General features: G+C 68.8%; 16 protein-coding genes and 2 pseudogenes. 10 read left to right on the top strand and 8 right to left on the bottom strand.

The features are described 5' to 3' along the window. The first annotated feature begins 99 nt into the window (after positions 1-99). The 3 genes from IH68_RS50820 to IH68_RS0143940 all read left to right on the top strand — a co-directional run bounded on the left by IH68_RS50820 (position 100) and on the right by IH68_RS0143940 (position 2,016). Positions 100-549 (top strand): alpha/beta fold hydrolase, encoded by a 450-nt coding sequence (locus tag IH68_RS50820; protein WP_051834027.1) that lies wholly within the window; start codon positions 100-102, stop codon positions 547-549. A gap of 189 nt (positions 550-738) precedes the next feature. Next, positions 739-903: a hypothetical protein gene (locus tag IH68_RS56790; protein ID WP_159403834.1), complete on the top strand. Its 165-nt coding sequence runs from the start codon at positions 739-741 to the stop codon at positions 901-903. Positions 904-1,500: 597 nt separating this feature from the next. Next, complete coding sequence (locus IH68_RS0143940; RefSeq protein ID WP_030947998.1) at positions 1,501-2,016, top strand: DinB family protein; 516 nt, start codon at positions 1,501-1,503, stop codon at positions 2,014-2,016. Between the two features lie 15 nt (positions 2,017-2,031). Here IH68_RS0143940 and IH68_RS50825 read toward each other — a convergent pair. Further along, positions 2,032-2,914, bottom strand: a protein-coding gene (locus IH68_RS50825; protein WP_107057638.1) for an IS5 family transposase whose coding sequence is annotated in 2 segments (ribosomal slippage) — positions 2,032-2,781 and positions 2,783-2,914 — 882 coding nt in all. Because the reading frame shifts where the segments join, the coding sequence is not laid out codon by codon here. Between the two features lie 54 nt (positions 2,915-2,968). Beyond that, a complete protein-coding gene (locus IH68_RS50830) occupies positions 2,969-3,934 on the bottom strand; it encodes an ArsR/SmtB family transcription factor (RefSeq protein WP_037886270.1) in 966 nt (321 codons plus the stop codon). Between the two features lie 77 nt (positions 3,935-4,011). On the opposite strand from IH68_RS50830, the gene IH68_RS0143955 reads away from it, so the two are divergent. Then, the gene (locus tag IH68_RS0143955; RefSeq protein ID WP_030948001.1) at positions 4,012-4,866 is read left to right on the top strand and encodes an alpha/beta fold hydrolase; all 855 of its coding nucleotides are present in this window, start codon (positions 4,012-4,014) and stop codon (positions 4,864-4,866) included. A 44-nt stretch (positions 4,867-4,910) separates the two neighbouring features. Here the strand turns inward: IH68_RS0143955 and IH68_RS56795 are convergent, their stop codons facing one another. Beyond that, positions 4,911-5,051 (bottom strand): hypothetical protein, encoded by a 141-nt coding sequence (locus tag IH68_RS56795; protein WP_159403835.1) that lies wholly within the window; start codon positions 5,049-5,051, stop codon positions 4,911-4,913. A 91-nt stretch (positions 5,052-5,142) separates the two neighbouring features. Continuing rightward, the gene (locus tag IH68_RS58720) at positions 5,143-5,346 is read right to left on the bottom strand and encodes a pyridoxamine 5'-phosphate oxidase family protein (protein WP_078912884.1); all 204 of its coding nucleotides are present in this window, start codon (positions 5,344-5,346) and stop codon (positions 5,143-5,145) included. A 206-nt stretch (positions 5,347-5,552) separates the two neighbouring features. Here IH68_RS58720 and IH68_RS0143970 point away from each other — a divergent pair, with 206 nt between their 5' ends. After that, entirely contained in the window at positions 5,553-5,957 is a 405-nt protein-coding gene (locus IH68_RS0143970; RefSeq protein WP_030948006.1) for a nuclear transport factor 2 family protein, read from the top strand. A gap of 299 nt (positions 5,958-6,256) precedes the next feature. Here the strand turns inward: IH68_RS0143970 and IH68_RS0143975 are convergent, their stop codons facing one another. Beyond that, on the bottom strand, positions 6,257-6,949 hold the full coding sequence (locus IH68_RS0143975) for a response regulator (protein ID WP_030948008.1): 693 nt from the start codon (positions 6,947-6,949) through the stop codon (positions 6,257-6,259). Continuing rightward, a complete protein-coding gene (locus IH68_RS0143980) occupies positions 6,946-8,595 on the bottom strand; it encodes a sensor histidine kinase (protein ID WP_030948010.1) in 1,650 nt (549 codons plus the stop codon). Before IH68_RS0143980 ends, IH68_RS0143975 begins: the two co-directional genes overlap by 4 nt. 98 nt (positions 8,596-8,693) lie before the next feature. Between IH68_RS0143980 and IH68_RS0143985 the strand changes: the two genes are divergently transcribed. The 3 genes and pseudogenes from IH68_RS0143985 to IH68_RS54405 all read left to right on the top strand — a co-directional run. Beyond that, on the top strand, positions 8,694-9,680 hold the full coding sequence (locus IH68_RS0143985) for a Bug family tripartite tricarboxylate transporter substrate binding protein (protein ID WP_030948013.1): 987 nt from the start codon (positions 8,694-8,696) through the stop codon (positions 9,678-9,680). Positions 9,681-9,799: 119 nt separating this feature from the next. Continuing rightward, positions 9,800-11,245, top strand: coding sequence for a GntP family permease (locus IH68_RS0143990; protein WP_030948015.1), 1,446 nt, complete (start codon positions 9,800-9,802; stop codon positions 11,243-11,245). Between the two features lie 158 nt (positions 11,246-11,403). Then, positions 11,404-12,123, top strand: a pseudogene (locus IH68_RS54405) (transposase family protein); the annotation flags it as partial. Positions 12,124-12,471: 348 nt separating this feature from the next. Here the strand turns inward: IH68_RS54405 and IH68_RS0144000 are convergent. Together IH68_RS0144000 and IH68_RS57455 are read right to left on the bottom strand one after the other, a co-directional pair. Beyond that, complete coding sequence (locus tag IH68_RS0144000) at positions 12,472-12,909, bottom strand: transposase (protein WP_199931991.1); 438 nt, start codon at positions 12,907-12,909, stop codon at positions 12,472-12,474. Positions 12,910-13,093: 184 nt separating this feature from the next. Next, entirely contained in the window at positions 13,094-13,249 is a 156-nt protein-coding gene (locus tag IH68_RS57455; RefSeq protein ID WP_199931992.1) for a DUF6131 family protein, read from the bottom strand. 102 nt (positions 13,250-13,351) lie between these two features. Between IH68_RS57455 and IH68_RS58725 the strand changes: the two are divergent. Together IH68_RS58725 and IH68_RS0144010 are read left to right on the top strand one after the other, a co-directional pair. Further along, positions 13,352-13,471, top strand: a pseudogene (locus IH68_RS58725) (SAM-dependent methyltransferase); the annotation flags it as partial. A gap of 88 nt (positions 13,472-13,559) precedes the next feature. Further along, positions 13,560-13,979, top strand: a complete 420-nt coding sequence (locus IH68_RS0144010; RefSeq protein WP_030948020.1) for an NUDIX domain-containing protein — start codon at positions 13,560-13,562, stop codon at positions 13,977-13,979. The last annotated feature ends 49 nt before the right edge of the window (positions 13,980-14,028 follow it).

The raw sequence follows: 14,028 nt of genomic DNA on the forward strand, positions 1-14,028 counted from the left end.
GATTCGCCCTACGGGGCACCGCCGCCGGCCGAGCGTTGCCGAGACGCGCGAACACCAGTTGTCCGTACTCACCGGTTCTGCCTGACCTACGATGACGCGATGAAGTTCGTGATGGTGCCGGGCGGCCGGCAAGGCGGATGGGCGTTCGACCCGGTCGCCGCCGAGCTGCACCGAAACGGCCACCACGTCGAGGCAGTGACCCTGTCAGGACTGGAGCCGGACGGCCCAGCCGATGCGGACCGTCCCCCCAACCCCGACACCCACATCGACCAAGTCACCGAGATCATCGACCACAGCGACGCCACGCCCGCCGCACTGTGCGGACACAGCTACGGCGGAATGGTCATCGCCGGCGTCGCCGACCGGCTCAGCCACCGCCTCCATCACCTCGTCTTCATCGACGCCTACGTCCCCCACCACGGGGACTCATGCCGGTCCCTGACCAGCAACACCTTCCGGGAACCGTTCATCACCGGCGCCCGCCCCGACGGCCGATGGGTCACCGCCCCCCCAAGGACTCGCCCCCCCGCGCCCGACCCCACCCCCTGACCAGCCTCATCCAGTCGATCACACTCCAAAACACCCCCAGCCCCACCCTCGGCCGAACCTTCATCAGCGGCGGCACACGGCCCGGCAGCCCCTTCCTCACCCTCACCGAACAACTGCGCAACAACCCACACTGGCACGTCTGGTGACGCCGCCGGCGCCGCGGCCGCGTACGCCGAACTCCTGCCGGACATGATGCGAGTACAGGGCGACGACCACCCCCACACCCTCGCCACCCGCGAGGATCTGGCCTACTGGCGAGAGCAGGCGGGAGATGCCCCCGAGTGCGACGAGCTACTGGATCTGGGCGACGACTACTTCAACACCATGCACGGCTGCCACAACGAGGCCTCCTGACGGGCGCAAGCAAATTGCACCCGTCAGGCGTGTCTGGGGCCGTGTGGCCACGCGAGGAGAGCCAGCAGGTCAGGCAGACGCCAAGCCTGATGTTCCTCAAGTCAGAGTCCAACGCGCCTTCTGCTGGGCATCCTTGGCCCATGTCGCTTCCGGTCATCGCCATTGTCGTGGCGTCGCTGAGCGCCCTCTTCACAGGGGTTAACACCGTGATCTCCTACCGGGCGTTCCGCAGAGTCCCGCCCAAGGTGACGGTACAGATATGGCCCAAGAGCTCGTAACACGATCATGCGACCCAGCCCCAGTAGTCGTTGGCTTTGTTCACGAGATCGGACAGTAGTTGTTCAGCACTTCCGACAGCACCCCGGCCGGGCGCTATTCGAACGTCCGGCGTCGGGTTGTCGAGGAGTGATCGTGGTGAGAGACCCGCGAGCACGATGTGATTGGTGTCGAAGGGGCGGTGCGGTGCCTAGCCCGGGTTAGGGTCTGTCCGGCGGATCTTGCCAGGCTCTTCCTGAGCACAGCCGGTGCTGTGGCACTTGACGGTGCTTCCGATCAATTGGGTCGACACCCGTTCCGAGCTGCGGGAAACTCCTCGCGATGACTCAACGAACCGACACGCCTCTCATGTGGGACGAGCGTACGCAGCTGGTCACCTTCCTGGACTACGCCCGTGACACCGCGCGAGCCAAGTGTGAGGGCGTGTCCGCCGAAGACGCCCGCAAGGCCCCGCTTCCGAGTTCACCGCTGATGACGTTGTGCGGGCTGATCAGCCATCTGCGTTGGGTCGAGTACTACTGGTTCCAAGTGATGTTTCTGGGCGAGGAGCTCGCGGGGCCGCTCGCTGAGGCAACCGACGATGATCCCGACCCTGAGATGCGGACAGCAGCCAACATCCCGTTGCCCCAGCTTCTTGCCGAGTACGAGGAGCAGAGCTCCCGCTACCGTCGCCTGGTGTCCGACCACGACCTGAACTCAACGGCCAAGCGTTCCATCAGCGACGGCCGCCACGTCGACCTGCGGTGGGTGATCCTCCACCTCATTGAGGAGACGTCCCGCCACAACGGCCACCTCGATGTCGTGCGTGAGCTCGTCGACGGGCGGACCGGCGCCTAAGACCTGTCGTGCGGGTCATGGGCGAAGCCACAGTCGGATCGCTGCCACGGAGACCGTGCCGTGGAAAACGTAGGCCCGCTTGTCGAACCGGGTGGCCACAGCCCGGAAGTTCTTCAGCGCATTGATCGTCCGCTCGACCTCGTTCCTCCGGTTGTAGATCGTCTTGTCGAAACCGGCAGGCCGTCCGCCCTCGCTGCCACGGCGTTTCCGGTTGGCTCGCTGGTTCTTCGGTTCGGGGATGGTGTGCTTGATCTGGCGCCTGCGCAGGTAGCGGCGGTTTCGCCGGGAGGAGTACGCCTTATCACCGCCGAGATGCTCCGGCCGGGTGCGAGGGCGGCCTCCACCGAGCCGGCCGACGCGGACGCGTTCCATGACGGGGATGAGCTGCGGGGCGTCGCCCCACTGGCCCGGAGTGATCAGCAGGGCCAGCGGGCGACGGCCGCCTTCACCAGCGAGATGGATCTTGCAGGTCAGTCCGCCCCGGGAGCGTCCGAGTCCCTCGTCGGGACGGTGCTGCCGGGGCGTGCGTCTTTTCCCCGGCACCCGCGGAGGTCTTCTTCGCGCTCCGGCAGCGTGCTGGTGAGCCCGGCAAGTAGTGGAGTCCACGCTCACCATGGACCAGTCGATGCGGCCTTCCGCGTCTGCGTCGACCAGGACGGACGCGAAGAGCTTGTCCCATGTGCCGTCCGCCGACCAGCGCCTGTGCCGCTCGTACACCGTGTTCCACTTCCCGAAGCGCACAGGCAGATCCCGCCACGGCACCCCCGGTCCGATTCCGGTACAGGATCCCGTTGATGACCCTACGGTGGCCAGCCCAACGGCCGCCGCGCTGCACGGACTTCGGCAGGTGCGGCTTCAGCCGGGCCCACTCCTCGTTCGTGAGATCTCCCCGCAGCATGAACACGCCAACGAACGGCCTCTCCCGGAAGTCACATGACCTGCCGGACAGGCCCTAGTCCGATGGCTTGGCCGTGAGCGCCGCGCCTGTCCGGGTACGCAGGTGCACGGCCGTACGGCCCGTGCGGCGAGTCGTCACCAGCCCCGCATCGCGCAGAGCGCCGAGGTGCTGGGAGACGGCGCTGGCGGTGACACCCAATCGGGCGGCGAGGTCGGGGGTGCTCAGCGGTTCGCCGAGCTCGGCGAGCAACGCGGCGCGGGTGCGGCCGAGGACGGCGGTGAGGCCGGCGGACGTCGCACGGGGCTGTTCCCAGAGCAGCCCGACGCCGGACGCCGGGTAGCGGATGGAGGCGGCAGTGCGCGGGGAGTAGTCGACGATCACGTCCGGCCAGCCGAAGACGGACGGCATCAGCACCAGTCCGTGCCCGCCCGCCTCGACCGTCCACACGGCACCCGGGCGGCGGCGCCCATGCACCACCAACTCGCCCTCCCGCCACACCACATCGCGGTGCAACTGCGTGAAGAGTCCCTCCACCCCGCCGTCCACCAGCGCGACCGCACGTTGACCCAGGTCCGCCTCCAGCACCGCCCGCATTCGCCCCCAGTGCGGGGCCACCAGCCGGGCGTAGCAGCGCGTCAGCGCACCGGCGACCCGTTCCAACAGCAACGTCGGCCCCGGCAGTTCCCCGGCCCGGGGCCCCAGAGCGGCGGCGCACTGCGCCTCGACGTACGCCGGGTCCGTCGCCCGCAAACCCGTCAGCTCGGCGTCGAACGTCGGCAGACGCTCCTGCGGCACCGGGAACAGGAACGACGGCAGGCAGCCTTCGAGCAGCGTCCGCAGCAACGGCAACTCCGACTCCCCTGCCAGCGCCAGTTCCGCGTTGCGCACCCACGGCCGGTGCACCTCGTGCCCGCCGATACCGAGCGCCGCTCGTACCCCGAGCACCGTCTCGGCCAGCGGCGACACCGCGAGCCGCACCCGCGCCACCTCGGCCGCCGAGAGCCGGATCTCCACCGCCATGTCCGCCCCGCCCTCTGATCGTTTAGCCGTGGCTGAACGATAGCCGGGCCCGACCCCCACCCCGCAGGCTGTCCGCCATGGATTTCTTCACCTCGTACGACGGAACCACGCTCGCCTTCCGCACTCTCGGCGGCGGCCCGCCGCTGCTCTGCCTCCCCGGCGGCCCCGGCCGCGCAGCCGAGTACCTTGGCGACCTAGGCGGCCTGTCCGCCCACCGCACCCTGATCCTGCCCGACACGCGCGGCACCGGCGCCTCCGCGACGCCCGCCGACCTGGCCACCTGCCGAGTCGACCGCCTGGTAGCCGACGTGGAGGCGCTGCGCCGCCACCTCGGCCTGGACCATTTCGACCTGCTCGGCCACTCCGCCGGCGGCAGCCTGGCCATGCTCTACGCCGCCGCCCACCCTGACCGGCTCGACAGCCTGACCCTGGTCGCCCCCTCGTTCGCCGCCGTCGGACTGCCCTCCGACACCGGCGTGGACGAGGTGATCGCCGCCCGCGCGGCCGAGCCCTGGCACGCCGAGGCCGTGACGGCGCACCAGCACATGAGGGCCGCAAATACCTTCGCCGAGGCCGCGCCGTATCGATTCGCTTTCGAGCCGCTGATGTACGGCCGCTGGGACGACGCCGCCCGCGCCCACGCCGCCGCTGACCCCACCCAGCGTGCGCTCCCCGTCAGCGAGCACTACTACAAGGACTACACACCTGACACCAAGGAACTCCGGCGCCGCCTGGGCGCTCTGCCCTGCCCCGTCCTGCTCGTCGTGGGCGAGGTGGACCTGTGGCCCACCTCCAAGTCCGCCGCCGATGCCGCCTCGCTCTTTCCCAAGGTGACGCTCGCCATCCAGTCGGGCGCCGGCCACTATCCGTGGCTGGACGACCCCCAGGCATTCACGGCAACGGTGGAGGGCCTCCTCTCCACAGTCGGCTGACAGCACGCCCCGAGCAGGCTGCCGCCATCGGCAGGCGAGTCAATTTAACGGCTGATCTTGGTTGTTGGCGGTCGGTTGTTGCTCGGGGTCAGGCGGCCCTCGAAGGCGATCTGGAACGCGTTCAGCGGTGCTTTCCAGCGCATGGTCCACCGCTTGCGGCCCTTCCCGGTCGGGTCCAGGCTCATCAGTGCCGGGTCAGGTCACGGTGGCTTCGCCGGTGAGAGCCTGTGTCTGAACTTCAGGCGCTGATTGGAGCCGTTCCCAGCGGTCGAGGCGCTAGCCGGCGACGTTTTCGGCTGGGATGCGGACGACGAGGTCCGTGTCCATGTAGATCCAGGGGATGAGGAGTGTCTGGTAGCGGGCCACTTGGATCGGGTCGGTGATGCGGGTGGCCCGGCCGGTGACCATGACGCTCCAGCAGGTGCGGGTCTGCTGGTCGAGGTGGTCGGCTTCGTATGACGTCTGCCGCCGCCTGGGCACTACGATGCGATCATCCGCCCGAGCAGGGACAACCTGGCTCGGCCGCTGTCGCTCGCGACGGCCGGGAACCGTAATCCCGGCGCCGCGACGAACGTGTGGCGGTGCCGGTCGAGAACACCGCACCCGGCACGCCGCCCGGCGGCGCCACACCACGCTCGACCCGTTCTCGACCAGTAGCACAATCCGTCCCACTCGGGGTGACAGTGATGACGCCGACGTCCGAACCCGCGCGCGAAGCAGAGCCCCTGCACATCGCGAAGAAGTACGTCTCCTGCTACAACGACCAGAACTACGACGAGCTGACCGCGATCCTGCACCCGAGGTCGTTCCGCTTCTCCCACCACAATCGCGGCGTCTACGCCGAGTCCGCGGCCGAGTTCGTGGAACTGCTGCGCCGCATGGGTGCCGAGGTCTTCCCGGACCGCCGTTTCACCGCGATCCGCAGCGCGCACGTCTTCGACGATGTCGTCCTGCTGGACACCAGGTGGAGTGGCCGGCCGATTGTCACCGTCCCCGGCCGTTTCGAGGCGGGCACGGAGCTGGTCATGTACATCAAGTCGTTGATCGTGGTCGATGACGGTGTCATTAGCGAGATCCGCGACCACAACTGACATTCAGCCGCCTCGCCAACCGTGCCGCGACGAGGATCGCCGGTACCGGCAGACCGACGGTCCGGTATCCGGGTGTGCTGGCGATGGCCACCGAGCTGACGCTCCTCAGCATTACCGATGAGGTCAGCGCGGCACGGCGACCGAATCGGTCGGCATACAGGCCGAGCCGACCAGGGGCCGAGCGGGCGCATGAGAACACCGACGGCGAACACGACGGCGGTGGGCACGGTCGCGACAAGTGAGCTCACCGCAGGGCAGAGGGGTTTCCGGTGGGCGCGCCGGTGTTGATCCAGACGCTCTTAGTCTCGCCAGCCATAGCGCCGCTCGGGCCGGCCGGCGGCGCCGTAACGCAGGGAGACATCCGCCGTGCCGGTGGTGTGGAAGTGCTCCAGGTAACGGCGGGCGCTGACACGGGAGATACCGGTGGCGGCCGCGCATTCGGCGGCCGACAGGGTGCCGTCCGCATCGCGGAGCGTGCGTTCGACGAGGTCGGCGGTCTCCACGCTCAGGCCCTTCGGGAGCCTGGCGACGGCCGAGGGGACGTGCCCTGCGCACAGCACGCGGTCGATGTCGGCCTGGCCGCGCACCACCGTGGTGAGAAGCCGGCCGCGCCGTTCGGCGTACCGGTCCAGGCGGGGCTTCAGGTCCTCGTAGTCGAAGGGTTTGAGGAGGTAGTCCACGACACCGTGGCGGACCGCGCCGCGCACGGTGTCAGCCTCGCGCGCGGCACTGATGACCATGAAGTCGCAGTCGTGTCCCGCGGTGCGCAGCCGCGGGATGACATCCAGGCCGAAGACATCGGGCAGATAGAGGTCGAGGAGGACCAGGTCCGGGCGCAGTTCGTCGACCGCGGTGATGGCCTGCTCTCCGGTCCCCGCGGTGCCCACGACCCTGAACGGCGGCACCCTCTCGACGAAGGTGCGGTGGACCCGAGCCACCATGAAGTCGTCGTCGACGACGAGAACATCGATCGTGCCGGAGGTGTCCCTCACTGTGCTCCTCCTTCCTCGATCGCTTCCGTCGAGTGGCTCACGGACATGCGCGCGGTGAACCGGGCCCCTTCGGCGGTGTTGGTCACCCTGATCTCCCCGCCACGCCGTTCACAGACGAGCTGGGTGAGGGCCAGGCCGATGCCACGCTCGCCCTCCGCGGCGGCCTTGGTGGTGAAACCGTGGTGGAAGACCTCCCGGGCGAGTTCGGGCGCTACCCCCGGGCCCGAGTCGCACACCACGATCTCCACGCTGGACGCGTCCTGCCGGAGTTCGACCTCGACCCAGGGCTCCCGGCCGTCGGGGCCGCTCCCGGCGGCGGCGTCGATGGCGTTGTCGACCAGGTTGCCGACCACAGTCGCCACGTCGGCGGCATCCTCCGGGGCGAGCCGGCCGAGAGAGGTGTCGTCCGAGACCTTCAGGGTGATCTTTCGTTCAGCCGCGAGGGAGTCCTTCGCCATGAGGAGAGCGGCGACGGCCGGATCGTGGACGCGGCGGCCGATGGTCATGTCCAGGGACTGGCGGCGCCGGGTGAGCGCCCGGACGTAGTGCACGACCTCGTCCTGCTCACCGATCTGGATGAGTCCGGAGATGGTGTGCAGCTGGTTGGCGAACTCGTGTGTCTGGGCCCGCAGCAGCTCGGACGTGCTGCGGAAGGAGCCGATCTCGCGTTCCAGCCGCGCCAGTTCGGTGCGGTCCCGCAGGGTCGTGACCGAGCCGAGCAGGCGGTCGTTCTTCGTGACGGTCATCCTGTTCATCACCAGCACACGACCGTGCCGTATGACCACTTCGTCGGGTCCGTGGTCCGCTTCGGGCCGGGTGCCGGTGAGTACGTCGTGCAGACGGCCGTCGATGCCGAGCTCGTCCAGCGTCCGGCCCACGCACTCGTCAGGCAGGTCGAGCAGCTGTCTGCCCACCTCGTTGACCAGAGTGAGGCGCTGCTGGGGGTCCAGGGCGATCACGCCCTCGGCGATCCCGTACAGCATGGCCTCGCGGTGTTCGGCGAGCCCGGTGATCTCTCGCGGCTCCAGACCGAGCGTCTGCCGTTTGACCCGTCGGGCAAGGAGCCAGGAGCCGGCCAGACCGAGCCCGCTGGCGATGCCCAGATAGGCGAGGAGATAGGAGGACGCCCCACTGAGCCGCTGCCACACCGTCGGGGACGCCTCCCCGATCATGACGATGCCCAGGGTCCGCCCCAGGTCACCGCTGGCCGCGCCGAGCACCGGCACCTGCGCCACCAGTTCGCGGCTGCCGTCCCAGGTGAGCGAGCCGGACCAGCCTCGTCCGCGGGCCACCCCCGGTCCGAACCGCAGCCGGTCACCGATGACCGTCGGGTTGGTCGAACTGACGATGCGACCGGAGGAGTCGGTGATGGTCACGGAGCTGACCCCGGACTGCACCAGCGTGGAATGCGTCAGCGGGGCCAGCGTCTCCTCCGGCGCTGGACGCGGGAGCTGGTTGCGCACCAGTGGATTGGCGGCCAACTGCTCGGCCATCGCACTCACGCGGCGGCCCTCGACCCGGCTGAAGGTGGCCTCCGACTGGGCGAGCGAGAGCGCCGCGACCGCCAGCAGCACGACCACGACGATGGCGAGCTGCAGCGCCAGCATCTCGCCCGCGAGGGTATGGCGGCGAAAACTGGTGACCACAACGAACTCAATTTCTACTGCTGACACAAACTGGGCGGCTCGCACCTCGGGCTGCACAATCATGACGTCCACCCCGGCGGCTGCGGAAGAGAGGTGCCATGAGAGGTCGCTCGCACGCCCTTCGCGGCGCCCTTCTCGCGCTGTCGCTGCTTCTCGTCACCGGGTGCCAGATGCTGCCCGACGGGGAATCGGCCGACACCGGGCTGCGGATCATGGTTCCGAACACCGCCGGTGGCGGATACGACACCACGGCCCGGACGGTGGCCCGCGTGCTTCAGGAGACCGGCGTGGACTCCGGCGTGCAGGTCTTCAACCTGCCGGGAGCAGGCGGCACGGTCGGCCTGCAGCGCATCGTGAACGAGCGGGGCAACGGCAGGCTCGTCCTGCAGATGGGTCTCGGAGTGATCGGTGCGTCGTACGTGGCGCACACGAAAGTGTCCGTCCTCGAGACCACTCCGCTGGCCCGGCTGGTCGAGGAGGCCGGCGCGGTGGTCGTGCGTCGTGACTCGCCCTACCGGTCGATCGACGATCTGATCGCCGCCTGGAAGAGGAACCCCGCGCGCTTGAAGGTCGGGGGCGGATCCTCACTCGGCGGACCGGACCACCTGCTGGCCATGGAGTTGGCCAAGGCCGTCGGTATCGGCCCGCACCGGGTCGGCTACGTCGCCTACGACGGCGGTGGCGGCGACCTGCTGCCCGCTCTCCTCGACGGCAAGGTCGACTTCGCCACCACCGGCTTCGGCGAGTTCCTCGACCAGATCGACGCCAGTCAGCTCAGGGTCCTCGCGGTGACCAGCCCACGACCGATCGGCGCGCTGCCCGGAGTACCGACCCTCAAGGCGTCCGGCATCGACCTGGTCTTCAGCAACTGGCGGGGAGTCGTGGCGCCGCCCGGCATCCGGGGCGCCGACCGGAAGCGGTGGATCGACGCGCTGACAGCGATGCACCGGTCCCGGCAGTGGAAAGCGGAACTCCGCCGCCACGGCTGGACCGACGCGTTCACCACCGGCGACGCCTTCGCCGCATACCTTTCCGAACAGGACACCTCCGTAGCCCGTCTCGTCAGGGATCTCGGACTGGACTGACCGGGCCACCGCCCGCCCCTCCTGACACCAGCCGCACCACCACCCTTCTGCGCTGCGGCTCACTTCGCCATGCCCATCAAGCCGTCCACCTCAACCCGTCTGTCGAAAGGCGCACCCGCATGACGCCGCACACCTGGTGGTTGCTGCTCATCCTCACCATCGCGATCACGGCCCTGATCTACCTCATCAACTCCCGCCTGCGCATCCATCCGTTCGTCGCGCTCATCGTCGTCGCCGTCAGCACCGGCCTCGCCGCCGGAGAGCCCGCCACCAAACTGGTGGAGTCCCTCGAGGACGGTGCCGGCGGCACCCTCGGGGACGTGGGCATCACCCTGGCCCTGGGCGCCATGCTCGGGCGTCTGCTGTCCGACTCGGGCGCCACCGACGCCCTCGCCCATGCCCTGATCGACCGCTCCAGCACCCGCAGGCTGCCCTGGCTGGTCACGGCCGCGGCGTTCGTGATCGGCATCCCGATGTTCTTCGAGGTCGGCCTGATCGTGCTGCTGCCGCTGATCTTCAGCGTGGCGCGCAGGCTGGAGGCCCAGGGAGGCACGAAGGGCTCCCCGTACGTCCTGCTCGGCGTACCGGCCATCGCCGCGCTGTCCACCCTGCACGGCATGCTGCCGCCGCACCCGGGGCCGCTCACCGCCATGACCGGCCTCCACGCCGACCTGGGCCTCACCATGGTCGTCGGCTTCGTCTGCGCCGTCCCCACCGTGATCCTGGCCGGCCCCGTCTACGCCCGTTGGATCGCTCCGCGCCTTGCCGAGGTTCGCCCGGACGAGGCTCTTGTCGCGCAGTTCACGGGTGCGTCGCAGTCTGTCCGAGAGAAGTCGCCCGTCAGCGTGACGGTCGGTGCTTCGAATACGTCATCGGCGGATACGGACGTCACCTCCCGTTCCGGGATACCGACCGGGTTGGCCATCACCGCGGTGCTCGTCCCTGTCGCCCTCATGCTGCTGCGGACCCTCGCCGAAACTGTGCTCGACGAGACGAGCACCGTGAGTTCCGCGCTGACCTTCCTGGGCGAGCCCGTCGTGGCGATGCTCGCCGGGCTGCTCTTCGCTCTCGGCGTGACCGCTCTTGGCACGGGCCGCTCCGGCGAGGAGATCCGCGCGTCCCTGACGGACAGTCTGAAGTCCATCGCCGCCATCCTGCTCATCATCGGTGGCGGTGGTGCGTTCAAGCAGGTTCTCCAGGACTCCGGCATCGGCGACGCGATCGCCTCCGCCGCCGAGGGGGCGCATCTGAACGTCATCGTGCTGGGCTGGCTGATCGCACTCCTGCTGTCGCTGACCACCGGTTCCGCCACCGTCGGCATCGTCTCCGCCACCGGCATCATCGCCCCCATGGTCAGCGGAGGCGGTCTGGAGGCATCGCTGCTCGTGGTGGCCATCGGGGCAGGTTCCCTCGGGCTGAACTACGTGAACCACGCCGGTTTCTGGCTGGTCAAGGAATCCTTCGGCATGGATCTCACACAGGCCACGAAGACACAGACCGTGGTGCAGACGTTGGTGAGTGTGCTCGGCCTCGGAATGGCGCTCCTCCTGTCCGTGTTCGCCTGACAGCCACCGAGCGGTGTGCATCGTGAAGGTGCACACCGCTCAGTGAGCTTCTTCGCGCTGGTCCCTGACAGGTGACAGGCCGTGAAGCGCAACGAGCGAGGCCCTCGAGCTGTTGATCGAGATGTCTGACGTCTCAACCACGCTGGTCGGGGGCCTCGTTGGTCATCTGCCCTGCCGCACTCGACCTGCCCCATGCACGCGTGGAGTGGGTAACCGTGCTCGTCGTCACCCGTGCGGGTGGCCGGCGCTGCAAGCTCCGTCCATCCCAGCGCGCGATGGTGGCACGGGTGTACCTGCGCGAGCACATCACCCTGGCGAAGATCGCTTCCGGGTCGGGATCAGCGAGTCCACCGCCCACGCCTACACCAGCCAGGTCATCGACCTGCTCGCCGGATGTGCGCCTGGACTGCTGAAGGTCCTGCGCGAGGCCGACGCGGACTTCAATCCTGCTGGACGGCACGCTCGCCGAATGCGACCGGGTCGGCGACGGACGCGCCGACTACTCCCACAAGCACCGCAGGCATGGGGTGAACGTGCAGGTGGTCACCAATCCGGACGGTCGGCTGCTGTGGCTCTCACCCGCGCTGCCCGGCCGGGCTCACGACCTGACCGCGGCCTGCACCCACCGGATCATCCGCATCTGCGAGCGCCAGGTCGTCCCCATCCTGGCCGATCTCGCGTACCAGGGCGGCGGCCCCTGGGTGACCACCGGCATCAAACGCAGGCCCCTGCAGGAACTCACCCCCACCGAGAAGACCGTCAACCGGGCCCTGGCGGCAGCACGGGCACCGGTCGAACGCGGCGTCGCGCGCCTGAAGTCCTGGCGGATCTTCCGTAGATCCCGCTGCAGTCCAAACTGCATGACGTCATCCATGAAGGGGCGGGGCCGGTCAAGTGCGGTGCTTATCCGGGTCTTTCCTACTGCTCGTTGGGATGAGGGCGTGCTCGGCCGGGAGGACGGGCTGTTCCCGTTCCCCGGTATGTGCTGTGGGCCCGCCCGCGGGCGGGCTGTTGTAGGGGTGTGCTCTTCACCAGTGTGATGTCCGAGGTGGCGGCGCTCGGGCTGCCGGTCATCCATCCGCCGCGCCCGCGTCACGCATGGTACGTGGGGCGGCATGGTGTGGTTCGGCACACGGCCGGCGGGATCAATCAATCGCGCGGCCTCGCCGCGGTGCGGGGGCCAGACGTCATAGCGATCGCGCGCCGGTCGTGGGTCCGGATGCTGCTCACACCGGGTCCCGGCGGGTCAGGCAGCGGACCTCGCCGTCGCGCAGCCCGTAGTAGACCAGGGTGAGCAGCTTGCGGGCCGCGGCGGCCTTGGCGATATTGCGTGCCCCGGCGCCGCGGCGGGCCTCGATGCGGTCCCTGTGGGCGCGCATCGGGGTGCTCTCGGGGGCGTGCTGGACGGCCTCGCCGGCCGCCCAGCGCACCAGCTTGGAGCCCTGCTTGGTCAGATGCCCGCGTCGGACCACCGTGTCCGACTCCCGGTGGCGCGGGGTGAGCCCGGCCCATGAGCACAGATGCTGCGGGTCGGGGAAACGCGTAACGTCGGCGATCTCGACGGTGAAGACCGCGGCCAGGACCGGACCGATACCGCCGATCTTCTGGATCGCGCGGTAGCCGGTGTCGCTGGCCAGGCGGGCGGCGGTCTCCTTGTCCAGCATCCCGATCTGCTGGCGAGTTCGTGTGGGAGGAGACCTCAATCGCCTCCTGTCAGGCGCTGGAGCGGACCGGGAACGACGCCAAGCCGGCGTTCATGGCCGAGCGGCTCGCCGGTCCGCATCGGGCATCGGTGCGGGGCACTCAGCCGCCGGCCTCGAACGATGCCCGCCGCAAGGCCCGTCTTGGTCACCAGTAGTGGCGTCGGCCAGCGACCGCGTGACCCATGGACCCCATGATCCACATCACGGCGCCGACCACCGCCAGGATGATGCCGATGGTCCACAAGATCGATATGCCGGTGAGGAAACCGACGACAAGCAGGATGATGCCGAGAGCGATCATGACGTACCTCCTGGCGTGGGCTGATGCGCTGGCTTCCGAGTGCCCCGCCTCCTGGGTGCCATTCCCCGGAACCAGCCCGGCAGCAGCTTTCCGCCCGCCAGGATGGTGCGGGTGACCATCACCCCAGACCTCTGGCACCACTACGGCCGGACCCGCGCAGAGCAAGACCGCGCTGTCCCCGACGCCTTCCACTGGATCTGGAGCCAGGACAGCGGCGTGGGTGTGGGATGCCGCCTCCCTGTCGATGTGGTCTGGCTGCAAGGTGCTACACGGACCGTCTGAACTGCACGTTTCCCCTCCGAGGAGAGCGATGCCGTACACGCCGCCTACCTGGCCCGTCTCCGTCAAGGGCGTGGCAGTGGACAGCCGCCGACGCGTCCTGCTGCTGAAGAACGAACGCGAGGAGTCGGAGCTGCCCGGAGGCCGCCTCGAACAAGTCGAACCCACACCGGAATTGACGGTGGAGAGGGAGATCGAGGAAGAGACCGGCTGGACGGTGAAAGCACGTCAGCTCCTGGACGTGTGGACCTACCAGCCCTTGCCCGAGACCCTGCCGGGCCGGCGCGTCGTGATCGTCACCTATGGCTGCACCGTGCTCACCCCTGACATGAAGCCGGTAGTGAGCAACGAGCACCAAGAGCTCGGCCTGTTCACCTCCGCCGAAGTCCCCGGGCTGACCATGCCCGACGGGTACAAACAGTCCATCGTCACCCGGTACGAGCGGATGTAACCGGCCTCGACGTGCTGACTGCCCATCACTCTGGTGGCCGCCGATGCCT

The sequence above is a fragment of the Streptomyces sp. NRRL S-646 genome (assembly GCF_000720765.1).
GTDB lineage: Bacteria > Actinomycetota > Actinomycetes > Streptomycetales > Streptomycetaceae > Streptomyces.

Excerpts from the sequence above, each read along its gene's own strand:
- IH68_RS56795 (WP_159403835.1), bottom strand. The coding sequence starts at position 5,051 with ATGAGCCTGGACCCGACCGGGAAGGGCCGCAAGCGGTGGACCATGCGC.
- IH68_RS50830 (WP_037886270.1), bottom strand. The coding sequence starts at position 3,934 with ATGGCGGTGGAGATCCGGCTCTCGGCGGCCGAGGTGGCGCGGGTGCGG.
- IH68_RS0143990 (WP_030948015.1), top strand. The coding sequence starts at position 9,800 with ATGACGCCGCACACCTGGTGGTTGCTGCTCATCCTCACCATCGCGATC.
- IH68_RS57455 (WP_199931992.1), bottom strand. The coding sequence starts at position 13,249 with ATGATCGCTCTCGGCATCATCCTGCTTGTCGTCGGTTTCCTCACCGGC.
- IH68_RS0144000 (WP_199931991.1), bottom strand. The coding sequence starts at position 12,909 with ATGCTGGACAAGGAGACCGCCGCCCGCCTGGCCAGCGACACCGGCTAC.
- IH68_RS0144010 (WP_030948020.1), top strand. The coding sequence starts at position 13,560 with ATGCCGTACACGCCGCCTACCTGGCCCGTCTCCGTCAAGGGCGTGGCA.
- IH68_RS0143970 (WP_030948006.1), top strand. The coding sequence starts at position 5,553 with ATGACGCCGACGTCCGAACCCGCGCGCGAAGCAGAGCCCCTGCACATC.
- IH68_RS0143955 (WP_030948001.1), top strand. The coding sequence starts at position 4,012 with ATGGATTTCTTCACCTCGTACGACGGAACCACGCTCGCCTTCCGCACT.
- IH68_RS56790 (WP_159403834.1), top strand. The coding sequence starts at position 739 with ATGATGCGAGTACAGGGCGACGACCACCCCCACACCCTCGCCACCCGC.
- IH68_RS0143985 (WP_030948013.1), top strand. The coding sequence starts at position 8,694 with ATGAGAGGTCGCTCGCACGCCCTTCGCGGCGCCCTTCTCGCGCTGTCG.
- IH68_RS50820 (WP_051834027.1), top strand. The coding sequence starts at position 100 with ATGAAGTTCGTGATGGTGCCGGGCGGCCGGCAAGGCGGATGGGCGTTC.
- IH68_RS0143940 (WP_030947998.1), top strand. The coding sequence starts at position 1,501 with ATGACTCAACGAACCGACACGCCTCTCATGTGGGACGAGCGTACGCAG.